Source organism: Cellulomonas olei, assembly GCF_039548315.1.
Taxonomy (GTDB): domain Bacteria; phylum Actinomycetota; class Actinomycetes; order Actinomycetales; family Cellulomonadaceae; genus Cellulomonas.
In genome coordinates this window covers 1-16265 of record NZ_JBCLVN010000077.1, presented here as the reverse complement: position 1 = coordinate 16265, position 16265 = coordinate 1, and the positions used below count along the sequence as shown (strand labels likewise).

General features: G+C 74.7%; 24 protein-coding genes and 1 pseudogene. 3 read left to right on the top strand and 22 right to left on the bottom strand.

What is annotated here, in order from left to right:
- Positions 1-435: 435 nt before the first annotated feature.
- The 22 genes from AAHH18_RS17325 to AAHH18_RS17220 form a co-directional block, all read right to left on the bottom strand.
- Entirely contained in the window at positions 436-1119 is a 684-nt protein-coding gene (locus AAHH18_RS17325) for a hypothetical protein (RefSeq protein WP_343302468.1), read from the bottom strand.
- The gene (locus AAHH18_RS17320; RefSeq protein ID WP_343302467.1) at positions 1116-2261 is read right to left on the bottom strand and encodes a hypothetical protein; all 1146 of its coding nucleotides are present in this window, start codon (positions 2259-2261) and stop codon (positions 1116-1118) included. Before AAHH18_RS17320 ends, AAHH18_RS17325 begins: the two co-directional genes overlap by 4 nt.
- Before the next feature lie 515 nt (positions 2262-2776).
- Positions 2777-3430, bottom strand: coding sequence for a hypothetical protein (locus AAHH18_RS17315; RefSeq protein ID WP_343302466.1), 654 nt, complete (start codon positions 3428-3430; stop codon positions 2777-2779).
- 373 nt (positions 3431-3803) lie between these two features.
- Positions 3804-4403 (bottom strand): YfbR-like 5'-deoxynucleotidase, encoded by a 600-nt coding sequence (locus AAHH18_RS17310; RefSeq protein WP_343302465.1) that lies wholly within the window; start codon positions 4401-4403, stop codon positions 3804-3806.
- On the bottom strand, positions 4400-4570 hold the full coding sequence (locus AAHH18_RS17305; protein ID WP_343302464.1) for a hypothetical protein: 171 nt from the start codon (positions 4568-4570) through the stop codon (positions 4400-4402). The genes AAHH18_RS17310 and AAHH18_RS17305 overlap by 4 nt, the downstream gene beginning before the upstream one ends.
- Positions 4567-5409, bottom strand: coding sequence for a helix-turn-helix domain-containing protein (locus AAHH18_RS17300; RefSeq protein ID WP_343302463.1), 843 nt, complete (start codon positions 5407-5409; stop codon positions 4567-4569). The genes AAHH18_RS17305 and AAHH18_RS17300 overlap by 4 nt, the downstream gene beginning before the upstream one ends.
- Positions 5406-6407 carry a DNA translocase FtsK gene (locus AAHH18_RS18320; RefSeq protein ID WP_459349166.1) on the bottom strand — a complete coding sequence of 334 codons (1002 nt, stop codon included), beginning with the start codon at positions 6405-6407 and terminating at the stop codon, positions 5406-5408. The genes AAHH18_RS17300 and AAHH18_RS18320 overlap by 4 nt, the downstream gene beginning before the upstream one ends.
- A complete protein-coding gene (locus tag AAHH18_RS17290; protein ID WP_343302462.1) occupies positions 6404-7168 on the bottom strand; it encodes a 3'-5' exonuclease in 765 nt (254 codons plus the stop codon). Before AAHH18_RS17290 ends, AAHH18_RS18320 begins: the two co-directional genes overlap by 4 nt.
- Positions 7165-8046: a ParB/RepB/Spo0J family partition protein gene (locus AAHH18_RS17285; RefSeq protein ID WP_343302461.1), complete on the bottom strand. Its 882-nt coding sequence runs from the start codon at positions 8044-8046 to the stop codon at positions 7165-7167. Before AAHH18_RS17285 ends, AAHH18_RS17290 begins: the two co-directional genes overlap by 4 nt.
- Before the next feature lie 2 nt (positions 8047-8048).
- Entirely contained in the window at positions 8049-8390 is a 342-nt protein-coding gene (locus AAHH18_RS17280) for a WhiB family transcriptional regulator (RefSeq protein ID WP_343302460.1), read from the bottom strand.
- Positions 8387-9469, bottom strand: coding sequence for a hypothetical protein (locus AAHH18_RS17275; protein WP_343302459.1), 1083 nt, complete (start codon positions 9467-9469; stop codon positions 8387-8389). The genes AAHH18_RS17280 and AAHH18_RS17275 overlap by 4 nt, the downstream gene beginning before the upstream one ends.
- Positions 9466-9918, bottom strand: coding sequence for a hypothetical protein (locus tag AAHH18_RS17270; protein WP_343302458.1), 453 nt, complete (start codon positions 9916-9918; stop codon positions 9466-9468). The genes AAHH18_RS17275 and AAHH18_RS17270 overlap by 4 nt, the downstream gene beginning before the upstream one ends.
- Positions 9915-10589, bottom strand: a complete 675-nt coding sequence (locus AAHH18_RS17265) for a hypothetical protein (RefSeq protein ID WP_343302457.1) — start codon at positions 10587-10589, stop codon at positions 9915-9917. Before AAHH18_RS17265 ends, AAHH18_RS17270 begins: the two co-directional genes overlap by 4 nt.
- Positions 10570-12006 (bottom strand): ParB/RepB/Spo0J family partition protein, encoded by a 1437-nt coding sequence (locus AAHH18_RS17260; protein ID WP_343302456.1) that lies wholly within the window; start codon positions 12004-12006, stop codon positions 10570-10572. Before AAHH18_RS17260 ends, AAHH18_RS17265 begins: the two co-directional genes overlap by 20 nt.
- The gene (locus AAHH18_RS17255) at positions 12003-12284 is read right to left on the bottom strand and encodes a hypothetical protein (protein ID WP_343302455.1); all 282 of its coding nucleotides are present in this window, start codon (positions 12282-12284) and stop codon (positions 12003-12005) included. The genes AAHH18_RS17260 and AAHH18_RS17255 overlap by 4 nt, the downstream gene beginning before the upstream one ends.
- Positions 12281-12646 carry a hypothetical protein gene (locus AAHH18_RS17250; RefSeq protein WP_343302454.1) on the bottom strand — a complete coding sequence of 122 codons (366 nt, stop codon included), beginning with the start codon at positions 12644-12646 and terminating at the stop codon, positions 12281-12283. The genes AAHH18_RS17255 and AAHH18_RS17250 overlap by 4 nt, the downstream gene beginning before the upstream one ends.
- 262 nt (positions 12647-12908) lie before the next feature.
- A complete protein-coding gene (locus tag AAHH18_RS17245; protein ID WP_343302453.1) occupies positions 12909-13073 on the bottom strand; it encodes a hypothetical protein in 165 nt (54 codons plus the stop codon).
- Positions 13070-13888 carry a RodZ family helix-turn-helix domain-containing protein gene (locus AAHH18_RS17240; RefSeq protein WP_343302452.1) on the bottom strand — a complete coding sequence of 273 codons (819 nt, stop codon included), beginning with the start codon at positions 13886-13888 and terminating at the stop codon, positions 13070-13072. The genes AAHH18_RS17245 and AAHH18_RS17240 overlap by 4 nt, the downstream gene beginning before the upstream one ends.
- 4 nt (positions 13889-13892) lie before the next feature.
- Complete coding sequence (locus tag AAHH18_RS17235) at positions 13893-14168, bottom strand: hypothetical protein (RefSeq protein ID WP_343302451.1); 276 nt, start codon at positions 14166-14168, stop codon at positions 13893-13895.
- Positions 14165-14470: a hypothetical protein gene (locus AAHH18_RS17230; protein ID WP_343302450.1), complete on the bottom strand. Its 306-nt coding sequence runs from the start codon at positions 14468-14470 to the stop codon at positions 14165-14167. The genes AAHH18_RS17235 and AAHH18_RS17230 overlap by 4 nt, the downstream gene beginning before the upstream one ends.
- Positions 14467-14697 (bottom strand): hypothetical protein, encoded by a 231-nt coding sequence (locus tag AAHH18_RS17225; RefSeq protein WP_343302449.1) that lies wholly within the window; start codon positions 14695-14697, stop codon positions 14467-14469. The genes AAHH18_RS17230 and AAHH18_RS17225 overlap by 4 nt, the downstream gene beginning before the upstream one ends.
- Positions 14694-14996, bottom strand: coding sequence for a helix-turn-helix domain-containing protein (locus tag AAHH18_RS17220; RefSeq protein ID WP_343302448.1), 303 nt, complete (start codon positions 14994-14996; stop codon positions 14694-14696). The genes AAHH18_RS17225 and AAHH18_RS17220 overlap by 4 nt, the downstream gene beginning before the upstream one ends.
- Positions 14997-15044: 48 nt before the next feature.
- Between AAHH18_RS17220 and AAHH18_RS17215 the strand changes: the two genes are divergently transcribed.
- From AAHH18_RS17215 to AAHH18_RS17205, 3 genes and pseudogenes are all read left to right on the top strand, one after another.
- Positions 15045-15449, top strand: coding sequence for a hypothetical protein (locus AAHH18_RS17215; RefSeq protein ID WP_343302447.1), 405 nt, complete (start codon positions 15045-15047; stop codon positions 15447-15449).
- A 13-nt stretch (positions 15450-15462) separates the two neighbouring features.
- Positions 15463-15864 (top strand): ImmA/IrrE family metallo-endopeptidase, encoded by a 402-nt coding sequence (locus tag AAHH18_RS17210; protein ID WP_343302446.1) that lies wholly within the window; start codon positions 15463-15465, stop codon positions 15862-15864.
- Positions 15864-16265 (top strand): annotated as a pseudogene (locus AAHH18_RS17205) (hypothetical protein); the annotation flags it as partial. The gene AAHH18_RS17210 and the pseudogene AAHH18_RS17205, both read left to right, overlap by 1 nt.

Sequence of the window (16265 nt, the reverse complement as noted above, 5' to 3'; positions counted from 1 at the left end):
GGGCGAACACACGCAGGCGCCTCGCCCGGTGCGCTGCCGTGCTCGTGCGCGATCGCCCGCCGCGGACCCAGGCCATCTCGAACCTCCCGGTCCGGCGTCCTCCCGCGGCCCCCGTGCCCGCTCGGCTCACCGGGCCAGGTGACAACCCGCAGGTGTCGGGCCTCCGCGACGAGCTCGGGAGGGGGTATGGCGAAGGCCCGGACCGCGCGGTCAGGGCCTTCGTCTGGGCACGACGTACCCACTGGGGTGCAGGCTACCTGTGGAAAACAGTCGGCGTCAACGCGGGCGGACGACGGCGGCCGGTCGGGGTCGTACCCGCGTCGGTGCGGTCCTCGCAGTCCGCCGCGAGCGACGGGATGGCGTGGGCGCGGCCGTGGCACCGGCAGTGCCACGGCGTCGTCCCGTGCCCGACGCGGGGCGGCTCGCCGTGGGCGGTCACGACGGCGCTCCAGCGGTGGCCGGCGCGGGCGCCGCGGTGTCGACGGGCAGGAGCCGCGCGGCGAGCCAGTCCCACTCGCGATCGGGCCACGCCGGGTGCCCGCCGACGGTGTGCCCGCATTCGTTCGGCGGGGGCTCGCAGTTCGTGCCGCGACAGACCACCATCGGGTCACGCAGTGCCTCGCCGCCGGACCCTGGCCGCGGGCCGCGGGCGTACACGGTGAGGGTCAGGTCGCCGCCCGTCGGGCGCCGCTCGCTGCGACCGTGGCACCACGGGCACAGCGCCTCGAGCACCTGCCCGTCGGCCAGCTCGCCGAGGTGCGCGGCGACGGCGTCAGCGAGGCGATGCAGCTGCTCCGCGACCCACGCCTCGGTGGTGTCGTTGGCGTCCTGGGCGACCTTGAGCCACGTGCGGGCGTGGCTCAGGTAGGGGCGCGGGTCGACGTGAAGCGACGCCGAGGCGTCCAGGCGCTCGACGCCCGCGATCTGAGCGACCGTCTCGGCGACCTCCGCGCACACCGACACGAACCGAGCCAGCAGGTCCAGCAGGTCCAGCGGCGCCGGCGCGGCCAGCCGGCGCGGGCTCGTACCCGGCACGCCGAGCTCGACCAACGGGCGCCACGCGTCGATCAGGTAGCGGGTGTCCTCGGCGATCTGCCTGCCGAGCCGGGTGGTGCTCATCGGGTCTCTCCCTGGTTCGTGCTGCTCGGTGAGATCGTCGTGCTCGCGCTGGTGCTCCTGCCCCGTCCCCGCTTTCCCCTGCTGCCACGGCGACGTCGGACGGCGGGCTCGGTCGTGCTGACCGGCGGCGGCTGGGCGGCGGGCGCCGCGCGACCCAGCCCTTTCCTTCCAGACCCAGCCCTGCCCGACCCGTCCCGTCCCGGCCCGGCATCTCCGGATCCCGGAGGCTGGCGATCTGCCGGAACCTGCCGGACCTGCCGGGCGGCGGGCGCCTCGCGCTCCGGGCGCGTCTCACGCTGCTCCGGTGCTGCGACGGGCGACGCCGGCGCGGTCGCGGGCCGCGCTGCACCCGTGGGTGCTGCTGCGGCCGCGCCCGGAGCCGGGCGTCCGGCGGGGATCGGCTTGGTGCCGGCGGGCGCCAGCGCGGGCGGGGTCAGGCCGTGCTGGCGCAGGATCGCGGCGTGGCCGGCCAGCCACTCGCGCGTCGCGGGCGACCAGTACGGGGTGGGCGGCGCCGGGCGGAGCGGGTGCACCGCGTCCGCGGCGGCGAGGCCGGCGTCCGGCGCGAGCCCGCGCGACAGCAGTCCGCGCGCGGCGTTGCAGCCGCCGCACGCCACGACCGAGGTCTCCCACGTCGCCGGGCGGCCGGGTGGTCGGTGGTCGTAGGTCCCGCCCTTCGCGCCGCGCCGGTCCGACCAGCGCACCGTCAGCCCGCAGTACCTGCAAGCGTCGCCGTCGCGCATCCGGACCGGGACCGTCAGGTTCGGGTCGCCGTTGTCGGCCTTGCGCTGGCGGTCCCACTCGATCTCCGCCGCCGTCTTCACGTGCACGAAGTTCGGGTCGTTGATCACCTGGAACGCGCGCCGGCCGCCGTCGAGCTCGACGACCTGCCCGAGACCCGCGAACGTGCACTGGTCCCACAGCAACTCGAGGTGCTCGCGGTCGTTCATCGCGAGCATCAGGCACGCCGAGAATGGCACGTGGTACGTGTCGTTCGGGTTCGGCGCGAGGTACGACGTCACGCGCGAGAAGAACCCCCACACCTCGATGACGGACCGTAGGGGGTCCGCCCGCGGGTGCTCCACAACGGCGAGCACTCGCGGGTCGAACACCGCGGTGTCGCCCTCCTTCTTCCACGCCATGAGGTGGGGTTGTCCCTTCCCGTCGTCAGTCCGAGCACCGGCACTCGCCGGTCAGCTGGTTGATCACGCCGCCGCACGACCCGCACCGCTCAGGCGCCAGCCGCAGGGAAGCCCTGCTCGTCGTCTCGTCCATCCGTCTCACCTCCTTCCCCGGTCTCGAGCCGGCACGGGCACCGCGACCAGCCATCCGCAGCGAGCGCGTCCGCGAGCGCCGCGGTGCTCAGACCGTCCGGGTGCCGGGCGGACAGCCGGTTGATGGCGCGACGCAGCTCGGCCGCGACGTCCGGCGACGCCGGTCGGGGGTCAGCCATCGGTCACCGGCTTCCGGCGTGCGCACTGACCGCACCGGTCCTCCTCGGCCGCGTAGTCCCACAGCAGGCGCTCTGGGGCGAGGATGGTCCGGCCGCACAGCGTGATCGGGGCACGGCCGGCGCCGGCGAGGACCCTGACCGAGCCCGAGTCCAGGTGGGTCTTCCCGGGCCACGGGCCGCGGATCGCAGCCCCCGGGCGGGCGCTCACGGCTGCTCGCCTCCCTCGACCTCGCGCCACTCCACCACGGGCTCGACGGGGTCCGTGGACCACATCTGGAGGAGGCGCGGGTCGGGGCCCCAGCCCTCGGAGGCCACGCGTTGCTGATGCTTGCGGGCCGACTTCAGCGCATCCGTCGCGTTCGAGCCCGTGTCCTGCCAGCAGCGGCCGTCGGCATCGACCACGCGGTATCGCTCGTGCGGGCGCAAGGCGGGCGTGGCGGCGTCACCCCGGGCGGCGAGGATGCGCTCGCCGAGCTCGCACGCCAGGCCGTCCATCACGGACGGCGAGAACGTCTCGCCCAGGAGGTCGGTCAGCGCGTCACCGACCACGCGTGCCAGCGCCTCCCGGTCCAACGCCGCCCCGGCGGCGTTGAGCGTGCGCGCGACCCACTCGGCATCGCGGTCGGTGATGTGCTCTCCCGTGCTGGTCTGCACCGCGATCGAGGTCGCCGTCTCGGCGCGCGCTCCCCATGTCCGCGTCGTCGGGTCCGGGTGCCGGTCGCACCGGTCGCCCGCCACGGACGGCTGCGGGGTGTCCGGGCGGAACAGGACCGTCAGGGGCCCGTGGTCCTCGATGATCTCCTCGGGGCCGGCAGGCAGCCCCTCGGGTGCGCGGTCGGGGCGTCCGGTGCTGTTCATGCTGTTCGCTCCCTCGGGGTCATCTGGCTCGTGCTCGGGTTCGGGTGGCCGGCGCGGCGCCAGGGCGCGCAGGTCGCGTCGCACAGGGGGCCGGCGAGGTACAGGCGGCCGGGGCGCTCGGGGTGGTTCATGCAGGGCTGCGATGGGGGCGCCGCGGTTCCCGGGTCGCTCCGCAGCAGTTCGACGGCGGCTGCCCAGGTGGCCATCGACGGGTCACGGGTCAGTCCGGCCTCGCGCCAGACCCGGCCGCGGGTACCGCCCCCGCGCTCGATGGCGGACCGGTGCAGTCCGAGGCGACGCACTGTGTCCGCGAGCGCCGCTGCCTTCCTCGCGCGGTTGTCGCGGGCGTGGGGGGCGTTCGCGTAGTCGGGGCTCATCGGGGCGCCTTGGCGAGCAGCTCGTCGAGGCGCTGGGCGTACCGTGCGGCGGCGGTGGTCGGGTCCCAGGCGTGAACGGCGACGGGGAGCGGTTCGAGGTCGTCGACGTCCCAGGTCTCGTGCGTCGCGGACATCAGCTCGGCGCGCTCGGTGAGCAGGATGCGGGAGTCGGCTTCCTTCACCTCCGGGGGGCGCTCGCCGTTGTGGCGTGCGATGAGTTCTGCGAGGCCGAAGTGGTGGGCGATGGCCGACATGACGCGGTCCTCGGCTGCCCGGTACTCGGGCATGTGCACCTTGAGCGGTCGGATCATGTCGCCGACGTAGGCCTCGGTTGCGTCGTGGAGCAGGGCCATGAGTGCGAGTTCGCGGCTGTGCTGGTGCTCGACGTACTCGCTCATCAGGACGCAGTGCTCGGCGACGGAGTAGAAGCGGTCGACGTGGCCGTTGTAGCGGCAGAGCATCCCCAGGGCGTGGGCGATGTCGATGGGGACGACGTCGGCGGGGGCCGGGTCCATCGGGTAGAACCGGCGGCCGGTGTAGGTCTGCATCCACGCGCCCCGCTGCCACGTCGGGCCGGGGCTGGTCTCGGTCGTCATGCGTTCCCCCGGGGGTCGGGTTCGGTCGGGTGCTCGGGGCTGTGGCCGAACACCCGCAGGTGCGCGCGGCGGCCGCTCGGGGTGTCGGTGAACTTCGCTCGGGCGCCCGTGGTCGTGGACGGCTGGCACTTGCCGCACTCGATCGGGGTGGGCTCGTCGTAGATCACGAGGCCCTCGCTTCCGGGCGGCGGGCAGTCGCGGCCGGCACTGCGAGGCGCCGGCGGGTGCGGTAGACGGTCTCGGTGCACAGGCCGAGGAGGTCAGCGATCTGGCTGTCGCTCATGCCGGCGTCGACCATGCGAGGGACGGCGAGGTCGCGCTCCGTGCGGGTCAGGGTCACGGGTCGGCCGGCGACGGCGCGCTCGACGGCGACCTCGTCGACGGCGACAGGAGCGGGCTCTGCCGGGTCCTCGATCGAGTCCTCGTCCCACGCGGCGGGCGGCTCCCAGCCGAGCGCCGTGGCGCGCTCGAGCGCGCGGGTCGACGGGCCGGGGACGTCCGCGAGGTCCCGGTACGCGGTGCGCACCGCCGCCCACACGCTCGTCAGGGCCGTGGCGTTCTGCCCGGCGCGGACGTGGTGCAGGGTCATCAACGGCACGCCGGTCACGGCGGACAGGGCGCGCATCTCCCATCCGACCCGCGACAGCGCACGCAGCCGGCGGACGGTGGACAGCGACCCGACACGTCCCGCGGTCGGGTCGCGCAGCTCCGCGAGCGCGTGGGCGGTCACGTGGGCGATCCGGCCCGGGCCCGCGCCGGCGCGGTGACGGACCAGGATAGCGTGGACGGTGTCGCGGGGCAGGCCAGACGCGGAGGCGATCGCGAGGTCGGTCCAGCCGCGGCGCAGGACCTCCCCGAGGGCGTCCCACGCCTGCTCGCGCGGGGCGCGGGGGTACAGGCCGGCGCGGTTGGCCTTCGTGAGCTTCGCGTGGCGGGCGCGGCATGACACGCACCGGCAGCGGCTGGTGAGCGCACCGGGCTTGCGGGTGCAGGTCGGGGCGGTCACGGCGCGCCCCGCACGTCCGCGAGCGCCTCGTCGAGGCGGGCGGGGGTGACCAGGACGGTGCGGGCCTTGGACCCGTCAGACGGGCCGACGATGCCGTGTGCCTCGAGGGCGTTCATCAGGTCGCCGGCGCGGGCGAACCCGACGCGGAGCTTGCGCTGGAGCATCGACGTGGACCCGAACTGGGTGCGGACGACGAGCTCGGCTGCCTGCGCGAGCCGGTGGGTCTCCTCGTCGTCCTGGCCGTCCGGGGTCAGGCGGGGGATGCCGTCGTCGGTCAGGACGTACAGGCCGGTCGCGTGGCGCAGGTCCAGGCCGCCGGGCGGGGTGCGGTTGGTGTGGGAGCTGAGGCGCTCGATCCACGCCTCGCGCCACACCTTCGCGGCCGCGAGGTCGTCCTCGTCGGCGCGGAGCTGGGTGAGCAGGCCGAGGAACGACTCGCCGCAGGAGATCCGCCAGACGCGGGCGGGCTCGGGGACACGGTCGACGACGAGCGGGCGGCCGTAGGCGCGCTGCGCCGCGGCGAACCGCTTGAGGTGCTCGGACTGGAACCACGCCTCGCCGGTGGCGTCCGATCCCTCGAGGCGGCCCACGAACATGCCGCGCAGGTCCGGGAACGTCTCCTCGGGGGTCATCCGCGCGAGGGTCAGGGAGTTCCCGTCGAGCAGTCCTCCGACGTCGGTGAACGTCACCTCGGAGTCCGTCATGCGGATCTCGAGCTGCGTCTCCTCGCCCCGGGAGGGAGACGGGAACACCGTCAGGACCTGCGTGATCTCGTCGGGGTGCAGGTCCAGGACGTCGCCGTCCCCGTCGGACTCGATCAGCGACACCAGGGCCAGGCCGATCGTCGACCGGTCGGTCGCGGACACCTCGACGTTCACGCCGTAGGGCGTGAGGCGGACGCGCCGCAGGAACGGGTCGTCCTTGTCGCGGGAGGCGTGCGGGATGACCGCCTGCAGGGCCGCGCGCAAGTCAGCGAGGTCGACGACGAGGGAGCTCACGACGCACCGCCCGTCGGCGCCGTCTCGGCGCGCTCGAGCGGCGGGATCACCCGGTCCCGCGTGATCAGGTTGTACAAGCGCTGCACCCAGCGGGCGTCGCCCATCGCGGTGTGCCGCTCCTCCTCGGGGACCGGCGGCAGGCCCACCCACCCGGACAGCGCCTCGCTGCTCCACGGCGTGTCGATCTGCCAGGGCCGCACGACGGCGGACACGGGCTCGGGGTCCTGCATCGTCGTCGCGTCGACCGTCACCGCGGGGATGATCCCCGGGGCCGTGAACACCGCCTCCCCGAACCGGCCGTACAGGAAGCCGGCGGCCAGGGTCGCCACGTCGATCGGGCGGTAGTGCCACGCCGGCACGAGGCCGTGGCGGTGCAGCATCGGCTCGAGGACCCCGGTGTCGAACCCCGGGTTCGACCCGATCACGACCGCGCCGCGGGTCCACCGCTCGACGATCGCCGCGGCCGCGTACTCCGAGCGCAGCGCCGCTGCCGTCCTGATCTTCTCGGCCAGGGTCGAGGCCCCGTCGTCGGGCTCGGCGGCCGTGGGCGCGTACTTCGGGTGCCGCTCGTAGAACCGGCCGACCTTCAGCGCCTGCGGGTCGGCGCCACGCAGGTCGACGTCGGAGATGAAGAACGACGTGCCACGGCCGATGCCGTCCAGGTCCTCGGGCTCGACGCGGATCATCGCGACCTCCCACGCCCGGCGGTTCGGGGCCAGGGACGTCGTCTCGGTGTCCAGGAACACCAGCGGCGCGCTCACGCGGCACCGCCGGCAGGCTGCTCGACCTCGACGCCGTCGACGGTCACCGGCGCGCCGCACAGCGCGCACTGCCCCGACGTGGCGGAGTGGTCGTGGAGCTGCTTGGTCTGGTCGGCGTGGATCACCGACTCCCAGCAGTCCCCGTACGCGACCGCCGTCAGACGGTTCCCGGCCGGGTGGTTCAGGCGCCGGCACCGCGCGCGGGCCTTGGACGCCAGCGGGTGGTCCGACCCCAGGTGCCAGCGGGTGCTCGTGCGCGGGGGGCGGACCCGCCCGGACCTCACGCGGCCGCGGGCGATCGACTCCACGATCGTGCGCTGCCCGGCGCGGATCTCCTCCTGCTCCTGCGGGGTCAGCGCGAGCAGCGCCAGGCGACCCGAGACGTACACCTGGGTGCGCCCCACCCGCTCCGCGACGCCGGAGTCCGAGAGCCGGTAGACCACCTTCAGGCGGTTGAACGCGCGGGCCTCCTCGATCGGGTCCAGGGCGACGCGCTGCCCGTTCTCGGCGAGCATCGCGACGAGGACCTGGTCGGGCAGCATCTCCCGGCGGACCACGACGTCGACGTCCGCCCAGCCGAGCGCCTTGATCGCCGCCAGGCGCCGGTGCCCGCACACCACGACCAGGTGCGTGCCGTCCGCCGCACGGCGCGCGATGATCGGCTGCAGCAGCCCGACCTGACGGATCGAGTCCGCGAGCGCCTGGACGTCCGTGACCTCGTCGCGCGGGTTGTTCGGGTCCGGCTGCAGGTCGCGGGTGCGGACGCGGGCGAGCTGCGTGCCGGGGGTCGTGCGCACCGGCGGCGACGCCGGGACGGGCGCGGCGGCGGGCAGGGCGTCCGCGAGCGCCGCGTCGACGCTCTCGGGTGTGGTGGTCATGGTCAGGCCTCCTCGGATGTGGCGTGGGTGACGGTCGAGTCATTGGTGCCCTGGTAGGAGCGGGCCTTGCGGGGCAGTCCGTGGCGGGCCTGCAGGTCGGCGCGCTCGTCCTCGGTCATGCCGCCCCAGGTGCCCCACTCCGCGTGCGTCAGGGCGTGCGCCAGGCAGCCGCGGGTCAGGGGGCATGTGGCGCAGACGGCCTTCGCGGCCTCGTCGCGGGCGCGCTTGGAGGGGCCCCGCTCATCGTCGGCGTAGAAGAACAGCTCGGGGGCGGCGCGCGCGCAGGCCTGCCGGCCGTCGACGAACGGCAGGCCGGCGCGCGCCCACACGCGCGGCGCGGTCACGCGGCCGCCCTGCGCTCGGCGAGGAGCCGGCGGGCCCGCTCGTGGCCGGTGCGGGCGATCGCGACCTCGACGGCGTCCCACGACACGCCGCAGCGGGCGGCGGCACGGCGGGGGTCCTCCCCGGCAGCGACCAGGTGGGCCCACTCGTCGAGGTCGAGCGTCGCGCGCTTCTTCGCCGGTAGGACCCAGGCCTGCGGGGCGGGCGGTGTCGCCGTGGCGTCGTCGAGCTGCTCGGGGTCCCACGCGGCGGGCGGTGCCCAGCCCGCGGCCTCGGCGCGTGCACGGGCTCGCGCGGCGGCGATCTTCTCCCGGTGCGTCGCGTCGGGGGCGCGGCGGTCGCCGATCGCGTCGAACGCCGCGCGCACCGCGTCTGCCGTGCGGGCGAGCACCTTCGGGCGTCCGCGCAGCGCCGCGTCCAGGGCCTGGCGGTCGAGCCCGAAGTCCGTGGCGATCCGCGAGACGGACCAGCCCAGCGCGGTGAGGGCCTGCAGCCGCCGGCGGGTGCCGATCGCGTCGACCTCCGCGGACGCGGCGACGTCCGCCGGGGTCACGGCGAGGATCCGGTCGGCCGTCGCCCGGTGCACGCGCGCCGACGGCGGTCGGCGGGTGCCGTCAGCGCGGCCCGTGCCGTACACGAGCTTCGTCAGCACGCCGCCGGAGACGCCGGACACCGCGGTGATGCGCTTGAGACCGACGCCCGCGGTCGACAGTGCCGCGATGTGCTCCCGGACGGGGCCGGCGTCGACGAGGTCCGAGCGGCCGTAGGCGTTGCGGCGCGCGCGGTCCTGCTCGTACCGGGCGTTCGCCGCCGAGCAGGCGGGGCACCTGCAGGCGTCGTGCACGTACATCGCGTGGGTACCGTGCTGGTGGTTCGCGATCGGGTGCGAGCACGACTTCGGGGACCGGTCGACCGCGGCCGCGCGAGCTCGGCCGCGCGCCGCGGCGGCGGCCGCCGCCCGCTGCTTGGCGCAGGAGTGCTTGCGCAGGGCGTTGTCGGCGAGGCCCGCGGTCGACGGACGTGACGTCCACCCGCACGACGGGCAGCGACGCACGTGCCCGCGGGGCGCGCGGGCGGTCACGGCGCCACGTCCTGGGCCGCGTGGGTGCTCGCCATCGCGGCGACGTCGACCACAGGTCCGGCGAGCCCCACACCGGTCGGGTGGGGGTCCCACACGAGATCACCGGTCCGCCAGTCGACGAGCACCGAGTGCAGCCAGTCACCCCGCGGGGACGGTCCGGTCGCGATCACGAGCGGGAACAGCGGCTCGCCGTCGTACACGGGGAACGCGTCCGGCGCCAGGCACGCCAGCGTCATCCCCGCGAACCGCTCTTCGATCCACGCCACCGTGGCGTGCCACCACTGCGCCGCGTCCCCGGGGAACTCGTGGATGAAGTGGGGCACCTCGTCGCGCGCGAACCCGACCATGCCGGCCACGCACGTCCGCCAGCAGTCACCCGGCACCGCGCCGTTCGCGTCCAGGTACCGCTGCCGCTCGAGGTGCTCAAGCGCGAAGCTCCCGGCCGTCACCGGGAACCCCGCAGGACGCGCAGGGCCGCCTCGACGCGCTGGAAGGCCTCCGTCGAGCCTCCGGTGTCCGGGTGGGTGTGGCGGCGGGCTCGACGCCCGACGGCGTCGAGGTCGAGCCGACCCGTGAGGACTTCGCGGGCGTCACGGGCGACCGACTCCGGGTCCGGGTCCGGGTAGGCGGCACCGGCGAGCACCAGCGCGGCCGCCTCGCGGTCAAGGGGGGCGTCCGGGACGATCGCCGACGCGCCACCGATCTGCCGATACCCGCGGTACTGCTCGGCGCGCCGGCTGATCCCGTACCGGTCGACAGCGCGCAGCGCCTCGAGTCCGAGGGCGATCGAGCGGACGTTGTGCTGCCAGAACTCGCAGGTGTCGGCCGCGTACACCAGCGCGCCGTGCCGGGAGTCGAACGCGATCCGCACCCCCGGGTCGACAGGCTGGCGGGCGTTGCTGCGGGGCATGCCGTCCAGGCGCAGGTCCGGCTCGCGGAAGTCCGCCTCGAGCGCGACGTCGCGGGCGTCGAGGTGCCGCAGCTCGCGCTCGAGAAGGTCGAGGGTGTCCGACCAGCTCGCCTTGAACGTCCACCGGGATCGGCCCCGGGCGGTCGGAGTGCGGGGCCGTCCCAGGTCGTGCGCGGCCGCGTCGTGAACCTCACGGGGCGACCGCCTCAACGACGGACCGCTCGACGTCGGACAGCTCGTACCCCCAGGACCCCAGCGTGCGCAAGTGGTCGGCGTGCTCCGCGCGCGGGTGGCGCCAGAAGTCCTTGAACATGTCCGCCTCGACGCCGGCGGCCGCGAGCGCGACCAGGTGCTTGACGGGCCCGTGCTTCACGCTGGTGAGGTCCTTGAGTCGGTCCTCCTCGCGGCCGTCCTTGCCGTACCGCAGCTGGTCGTACAGCTGGCCGTGCACGTAGGGCAGGACGACTCCGGTCCGGATGTGCCGGGCGACGTAGGCGAGCGGGTCCTCGCCGGTGACCTCCGGCCCGGCGACGTGGACGATGAAGTCGCTCAGCCAGCGCCGGCGCGTGACCTCGGCGGCCTGCGCGGCCTTGTTGTTCGCGATGAGCGTCTTGCGGTCGACGTCGCCAGCGGCGGACGAGGCAGTCGCGGGCGTCGCGTACCGGTCGCGGTGGCCGTTCTTCTTCCAGCCCTCGCAGCCGTAGTGGACCTGCGCGGACCAGCGGTCGAGCCAGGCCACGTGCCCGGGGCAGGAGGCGTGCGTCTCGAGCGTGAGCTCGGCGCTGTTGGGGCCGGCCTTGCGGCCCTTGTCGTCCGTGAGCTCGCGCAGCGGCTTGGTGCCCTTCGGGGCGCTGTCGTACCCGGTGGGCTCGACGACCCGCACGTTCGTGGCCTCGAGCTCCTTGAGCAGCTTGGCGCGCTCGGCGGCGCGCTTCAGGCGCGCGATGGTGTTCTCGACGGTGCGCTCGAACCCGAAGGTCCCGAACGCGTTCTCGAGCTCGAGCGATGCGCTGGGGTCGGCCTGGACGTCCCGTCGGGCGAGGGTCTTGGCGAGCAGCTCGGCGTCGGCGAGCGTGGCCTGGTGCGTGTGGACCTGGTCGCGGACGGGGGCGGGCAGTCCGCGCAGACGCAGCCGGGCGGCGACGGTCGCCTTGGAGCGGCCCGTCCGCTCGGCGATCGCCGTCTCGTCGAGGCCCAGGTCGAGCAGCCCCTGGTAGGCGTCGGCCTCCTCCATCGCGCTCAGGTCGACCCGCTGCAGGTTCTCCAGCAGCATCAGCTCGAGCTGCTCGGCCGCGGTGAGGCTGTCGTCGACGACAGCAGGCAGGGCCTCGACGTTCCCGGCGAGCCGCGCGGCCGCGGTCCGCCGGTGCCCGATGACGAGCCGGTACGCCGTGGGGTCCTCGGGGTCGGGCACGACCAGGAGGTTCTGGCGGACGCCGTGTGCGCGGATCGAGTCCGCGAGCTCGGTCAGGTCGCCGACGTCCCGACGGGGGTTGTCCGGGTGCGGGTGGAGCTGGTCGAGGGTCAGCATGACGAGGCGGGCGGTGGCGCCCGTGAGCTCGTCGAGCGCGATCGACGCCGAGCGGGCGGCGGTCGGGGCGGGTGCGGGGACGGTCTGGCGAGTCACGGGGTCGCCTCCGGGGTTCGGCGCGACGGGCAGGTCGCGAAGTGGGTCAGGGCGGGGTTCTCGTGGTCGAGCAGCGGGTGGTCGCGGGTGATCGGGCGGCACGTCGCGCCCGACAGGGACAGCGCGTGCGACGGCGGCAGCGCGGAGACCGCGGGGTCGAAGTCGGCGTCCAGCGGCACGCGAGTGCGCCGGCCGGCTCCACGCCGCGGGGTCTCGGGGATCACGAGGACCAGGACGATCTCGGCGCCGCACGAGCAGCGCGTGCGCTGGCCCCTCACAACGCACCGCCGGAGGCCGCGTCGCCCGGCGCGGGGTCGCCGAGACGGCGGTACACGCGGACCGTCGCGCGGTGAGCGGTCTCTCCCGTCGAGCGGACGCGGACCTCGTAGTCCTGTCCCCACGCCGAGACCGTCACCGACTCGATCAGGCCGGCCATCTTCGCCGCGTGCATCAGCCCGCCGCGGAGCCGCTCCGGGACGTCCGCCGCGTCCAGACGGTGGCGGATGTCGTTCACCGTGAACCGGGTCCGCGGCGGGATGGACTCCACCACCGACAGGAACCGGGCCGTCGCCGTCCTCCCGGCGAGGTCCAGGAGCGACGTCTCCGTCCACGGGCGCGCCGGCGCCAGCACCGCGCTCACCGTCGACGCTCCGGCGCCGGGCCGCTCCACACCGCGAGCACCACCATGCCGTCGCCGGCCGCGTGACGGCCGGTGTGCCCCGACCGACGGGTGCAGAACGCTCGGTGCGTCACGCGCTCCGCGGGTCGGCGGAACTCCGCGCGGGCCGCGCACGTCCCCTCGTCGACGGGCCCGGTGAGGTCAGGGACGAGGTGCCCGCCGTCGATCGCGACATGCCAGGCGATCGACGAGCGGTCCAACCCCGCGACCCGACCTGTCGCCATCACCGGTGTCCCCGCTCAGCGGCCGCGGCGATCACTAGTGCCACCGCGGCGATCAGGAGCGCGGGGACGAGCACCAGGCCGTCCAGGGCGGGCGTCGGGTCGAGCACGCCCCACAGCACCAGGACCACGCACAGCGCCAGGCACACGCGCAGCACGGCGATCACCGGACTGCCCGCCGGACACGGCGCACGACCAGGAGGAGCCCGACCCCGACGGCTGCGCACACCGCCGCGATCGCGACGACGGCCGCGGCCGCCGACCCGGTGTCCGCGAGCGCCGCGGCGGTCTTGCTGTCGATGGGCGACGGCTCGGGCGTGGGCGACGAGGTGTGCGTCGACGCGACCGACTCGGACGGAGCCGGGACGTTGCCAGCGGCGGCGCCTACGCACGAGGTCGGCAGGCCGGACTCGTCCAGCCAGCCCGGAACCGTGCCGGGCGGGCAGTTCAGGTCAGGCCAGTCCGGGGTTGTCGTGCTCGGCTCGGGCTCGGGCGAGGTCGGCGTCGGGTCCGTGCTCCCCGGCGTCTCGGAGGGGGTCGTGCTGGTCGGGTCGTCCGACGGCACCGGTGACGGTGCGGTGGTAGCCGAGGGGGACGTCGCTGGAGAAGGGGACGGCTCGGTGACGCGGGCCGGGTCGGCCGGCACGGGCTGCCCGGTCTCGGAGGGCCTGGAGGGCGCGGGCGCCGACGTCGCGGACGACAGCTGCGGGGATGACGTGGCCGTATCTGTCGGGGTCGCGGGCTCGGTCCACGAGTCCTCCTCGGTGAGGCGGCAGGCGGTGCCGGTGCCGGGCGAGGCGGACTCGCCGAGGTGGCAGGGCTCGTCGGCCGCGGCGCGCAGCACAGCCGTCGAGGCGAAGATCGCCAGCACCAGCGCCACGAGAACCGCCACGCGTAGGACGACGCGGAGCATCCGGGCACGGTGCAGGCCGTCGGTCACGCGCGGGTCGACGCCGCGGCGGCCGGAGTGCGGGTAGCCCATAGGGTCACGCCCTCTCGAGGTAGGTCGGGAGCGAGAAGTCGACGGCCGCGAGGTCGCGCTCGAGCTGGACCTCGAACGGCACGGACGCGCGGTGGCGCGGCGCGCGCTCACGCGGCGGTGCCGCCGGCCAGCTGCGCAGCGCCAGGCGCAGGTCCAGGACGTGCCGGACGGCAGGCGTCGGCGCGCGGTGCGCGGGACGGTCAGGCCGGGTCGGGGCGGTCGCAGGGGGAAGAACCTCCCCGACCCGGCAGATGGTGGGCACGGGGCCGGACCCGCTCATCGCCGGCTCCCGGCCGCGCGAGGCGCGAGCTGCGGGCGCCCCTCGACCTCGATGAGGACCGCGTGGCGTCGCTGACCGGGCTTGCGGGCGGAGTACGCGTAGCGTCCGAGCGTGACCTCGTGTGTCGCTCCGAAGTGCCACGCGAGGTCCTTCGCCTGCGCAGCGTCCGGGACGGTGAGCACGACCCCGTCCTGCCCGACCCGCGCGTGGAGCCCCTCGGCGAGCGAGCCGCGCGCGATGTCGAGGGCGCCGACGAGAGCGCGAGAACCGTCGTAGACGTTCTGAGTGCTGAGGGCGTTCACGACGCGCTCCGGGCGGGCGTGCGGCCGACCAGCGGGACGACGTTCGAGTGGTGCGGGCACGGGACTCCGTCGACCCACGCCTCCGCGCACTCGGGCTGGACCGTCCAGCGGCCGCCCTTCACGCGCTGCGTGCCGTGCAGCAACCCGGCCTCGAGCGCCCGGCGCACAGTGACCACGTGACGGCGGGGCGCGGCCGCGACCTCGGCGACAGTCCGACGCGGGGTCATGAGGCGCTCCGGGCGAGGCCGCGAGCAGCTTCCGCTCGAAGGACGAACGTCGATGCCGACAGGCCGAGTACCCCGGCGACGGCGTCGAGCTCGTCAGGACCGAAGGGAACGCGGCCGTTGACCTTGGCCGTGAGCGAAGCCCGCCGGGCGCCGATCTGGTCGGCGATCTCCGTGCGGGTGAGGGCAGGACGGCGGCGGGCGATCTCGGCGCGAACCTCTTCCGCAACCGCGGCGTCCAGACCCCTGGACCTGGATGGGTTCATCTGCATGCACGAGAGCATGAACCCATCCAGGTTCACGCGTCAAGACCGTTGCGCCCGCGAACCCAAATGGGTACGTTCTCCGCTGTGGCCACCTCTGCAAAGCCGATACGCAGCCTCGACCGCGAGGTCGCTACCCTGCTGCTCGCCGCCGCCGACGCCTCAGGCATGAACCGACGCACGATGGCCGCGAGCGCGGAGATGTCGATGAACCGACTCGGCAAGATCCTGCGGCAGGAGCCGCCGCCGGCGAGCATCGGCGAGTTCGGTGCCATTGCTGAGGTACTTGGCCTATCGCTCGGCGAGGTCATGCAGGAGGCGGAACGCCGCGTCGCCGCGAGCGCACGCCGGGGCGCGACCGTTCATCGGCTCCACCACGAGCTGTCCGACGACGAGATCGACGCGATGGTCACGCTCGACCCGGCCGCATCCGACCCGGAGGACGGGTACGACCCGGACGCCGAAGTTCAGGCTCAGCAGGACGAGCCGTAGGTCGGGGCGCGCGATGGAGGAGCTGCTGGCGAAGGCAGCCGCGCAGGGGGTGCGCGTCGCATGGCGAGACCTCGGCCGGCGAGCCGGTGAGTACCACTCGAGTGGGCTGATCCTGCTCAACCCGCGACGGAGCGAGACGACGCAGCGCGTAACGCTCGCGCACGAGCTAGGACACGCCCACTACGGGCACACCCGAGTCGACGACCGCCGCGAACACGAGCATCAAGAGCGCCTCGCCGATCGGTTCGGGGCCCGGCTGCTGATCTCGCCTATGGAGTACGCAGCGGCCGAGCAGCTCGTCGGGCCGCACCCGGGCGCCCTCGCGCGGGAACTCGGCGTGACGACCAAGGTCATCGAGGCGTGGCGAGCAGTCGCCTTGCTCAGCATCGTTCCGACGCAGAGGACGGCCGGCTGATGGCGTGGGCAAGGAAGTTGCCGTCCGGCCGCTACCAGGCGCAGTACCGCGGAGCCGACGGCAAGGTACGGACAGCGGACGGCGGGCCGTTCGTGCACAAGGCGGCCGCCCTGCGCGCGGCCGGCGACGCCGAGGCGGCTGCACGGGCGCCCGGTTGGCGGGACCCCTCCGCCGGGCTCATGACGTGGGGCGCATGGTGCGAGGCGTGGTGGGCTACGCGCACGGTCGAGCCGTCGACCCGCCGCAACGACGTCAGCCGGCGGGACCTGCACCTCATGCCGCGCTGGCGTGACGTCGCGCTGGTCGACATCACGAGGCACGACGTGAAGGCGTGGGCGGCGGAGCTCCGCGCTCGGGGACTGAGCCCGTCGTCGGTGCAGCGGATCGTCGCACTGCTGTCC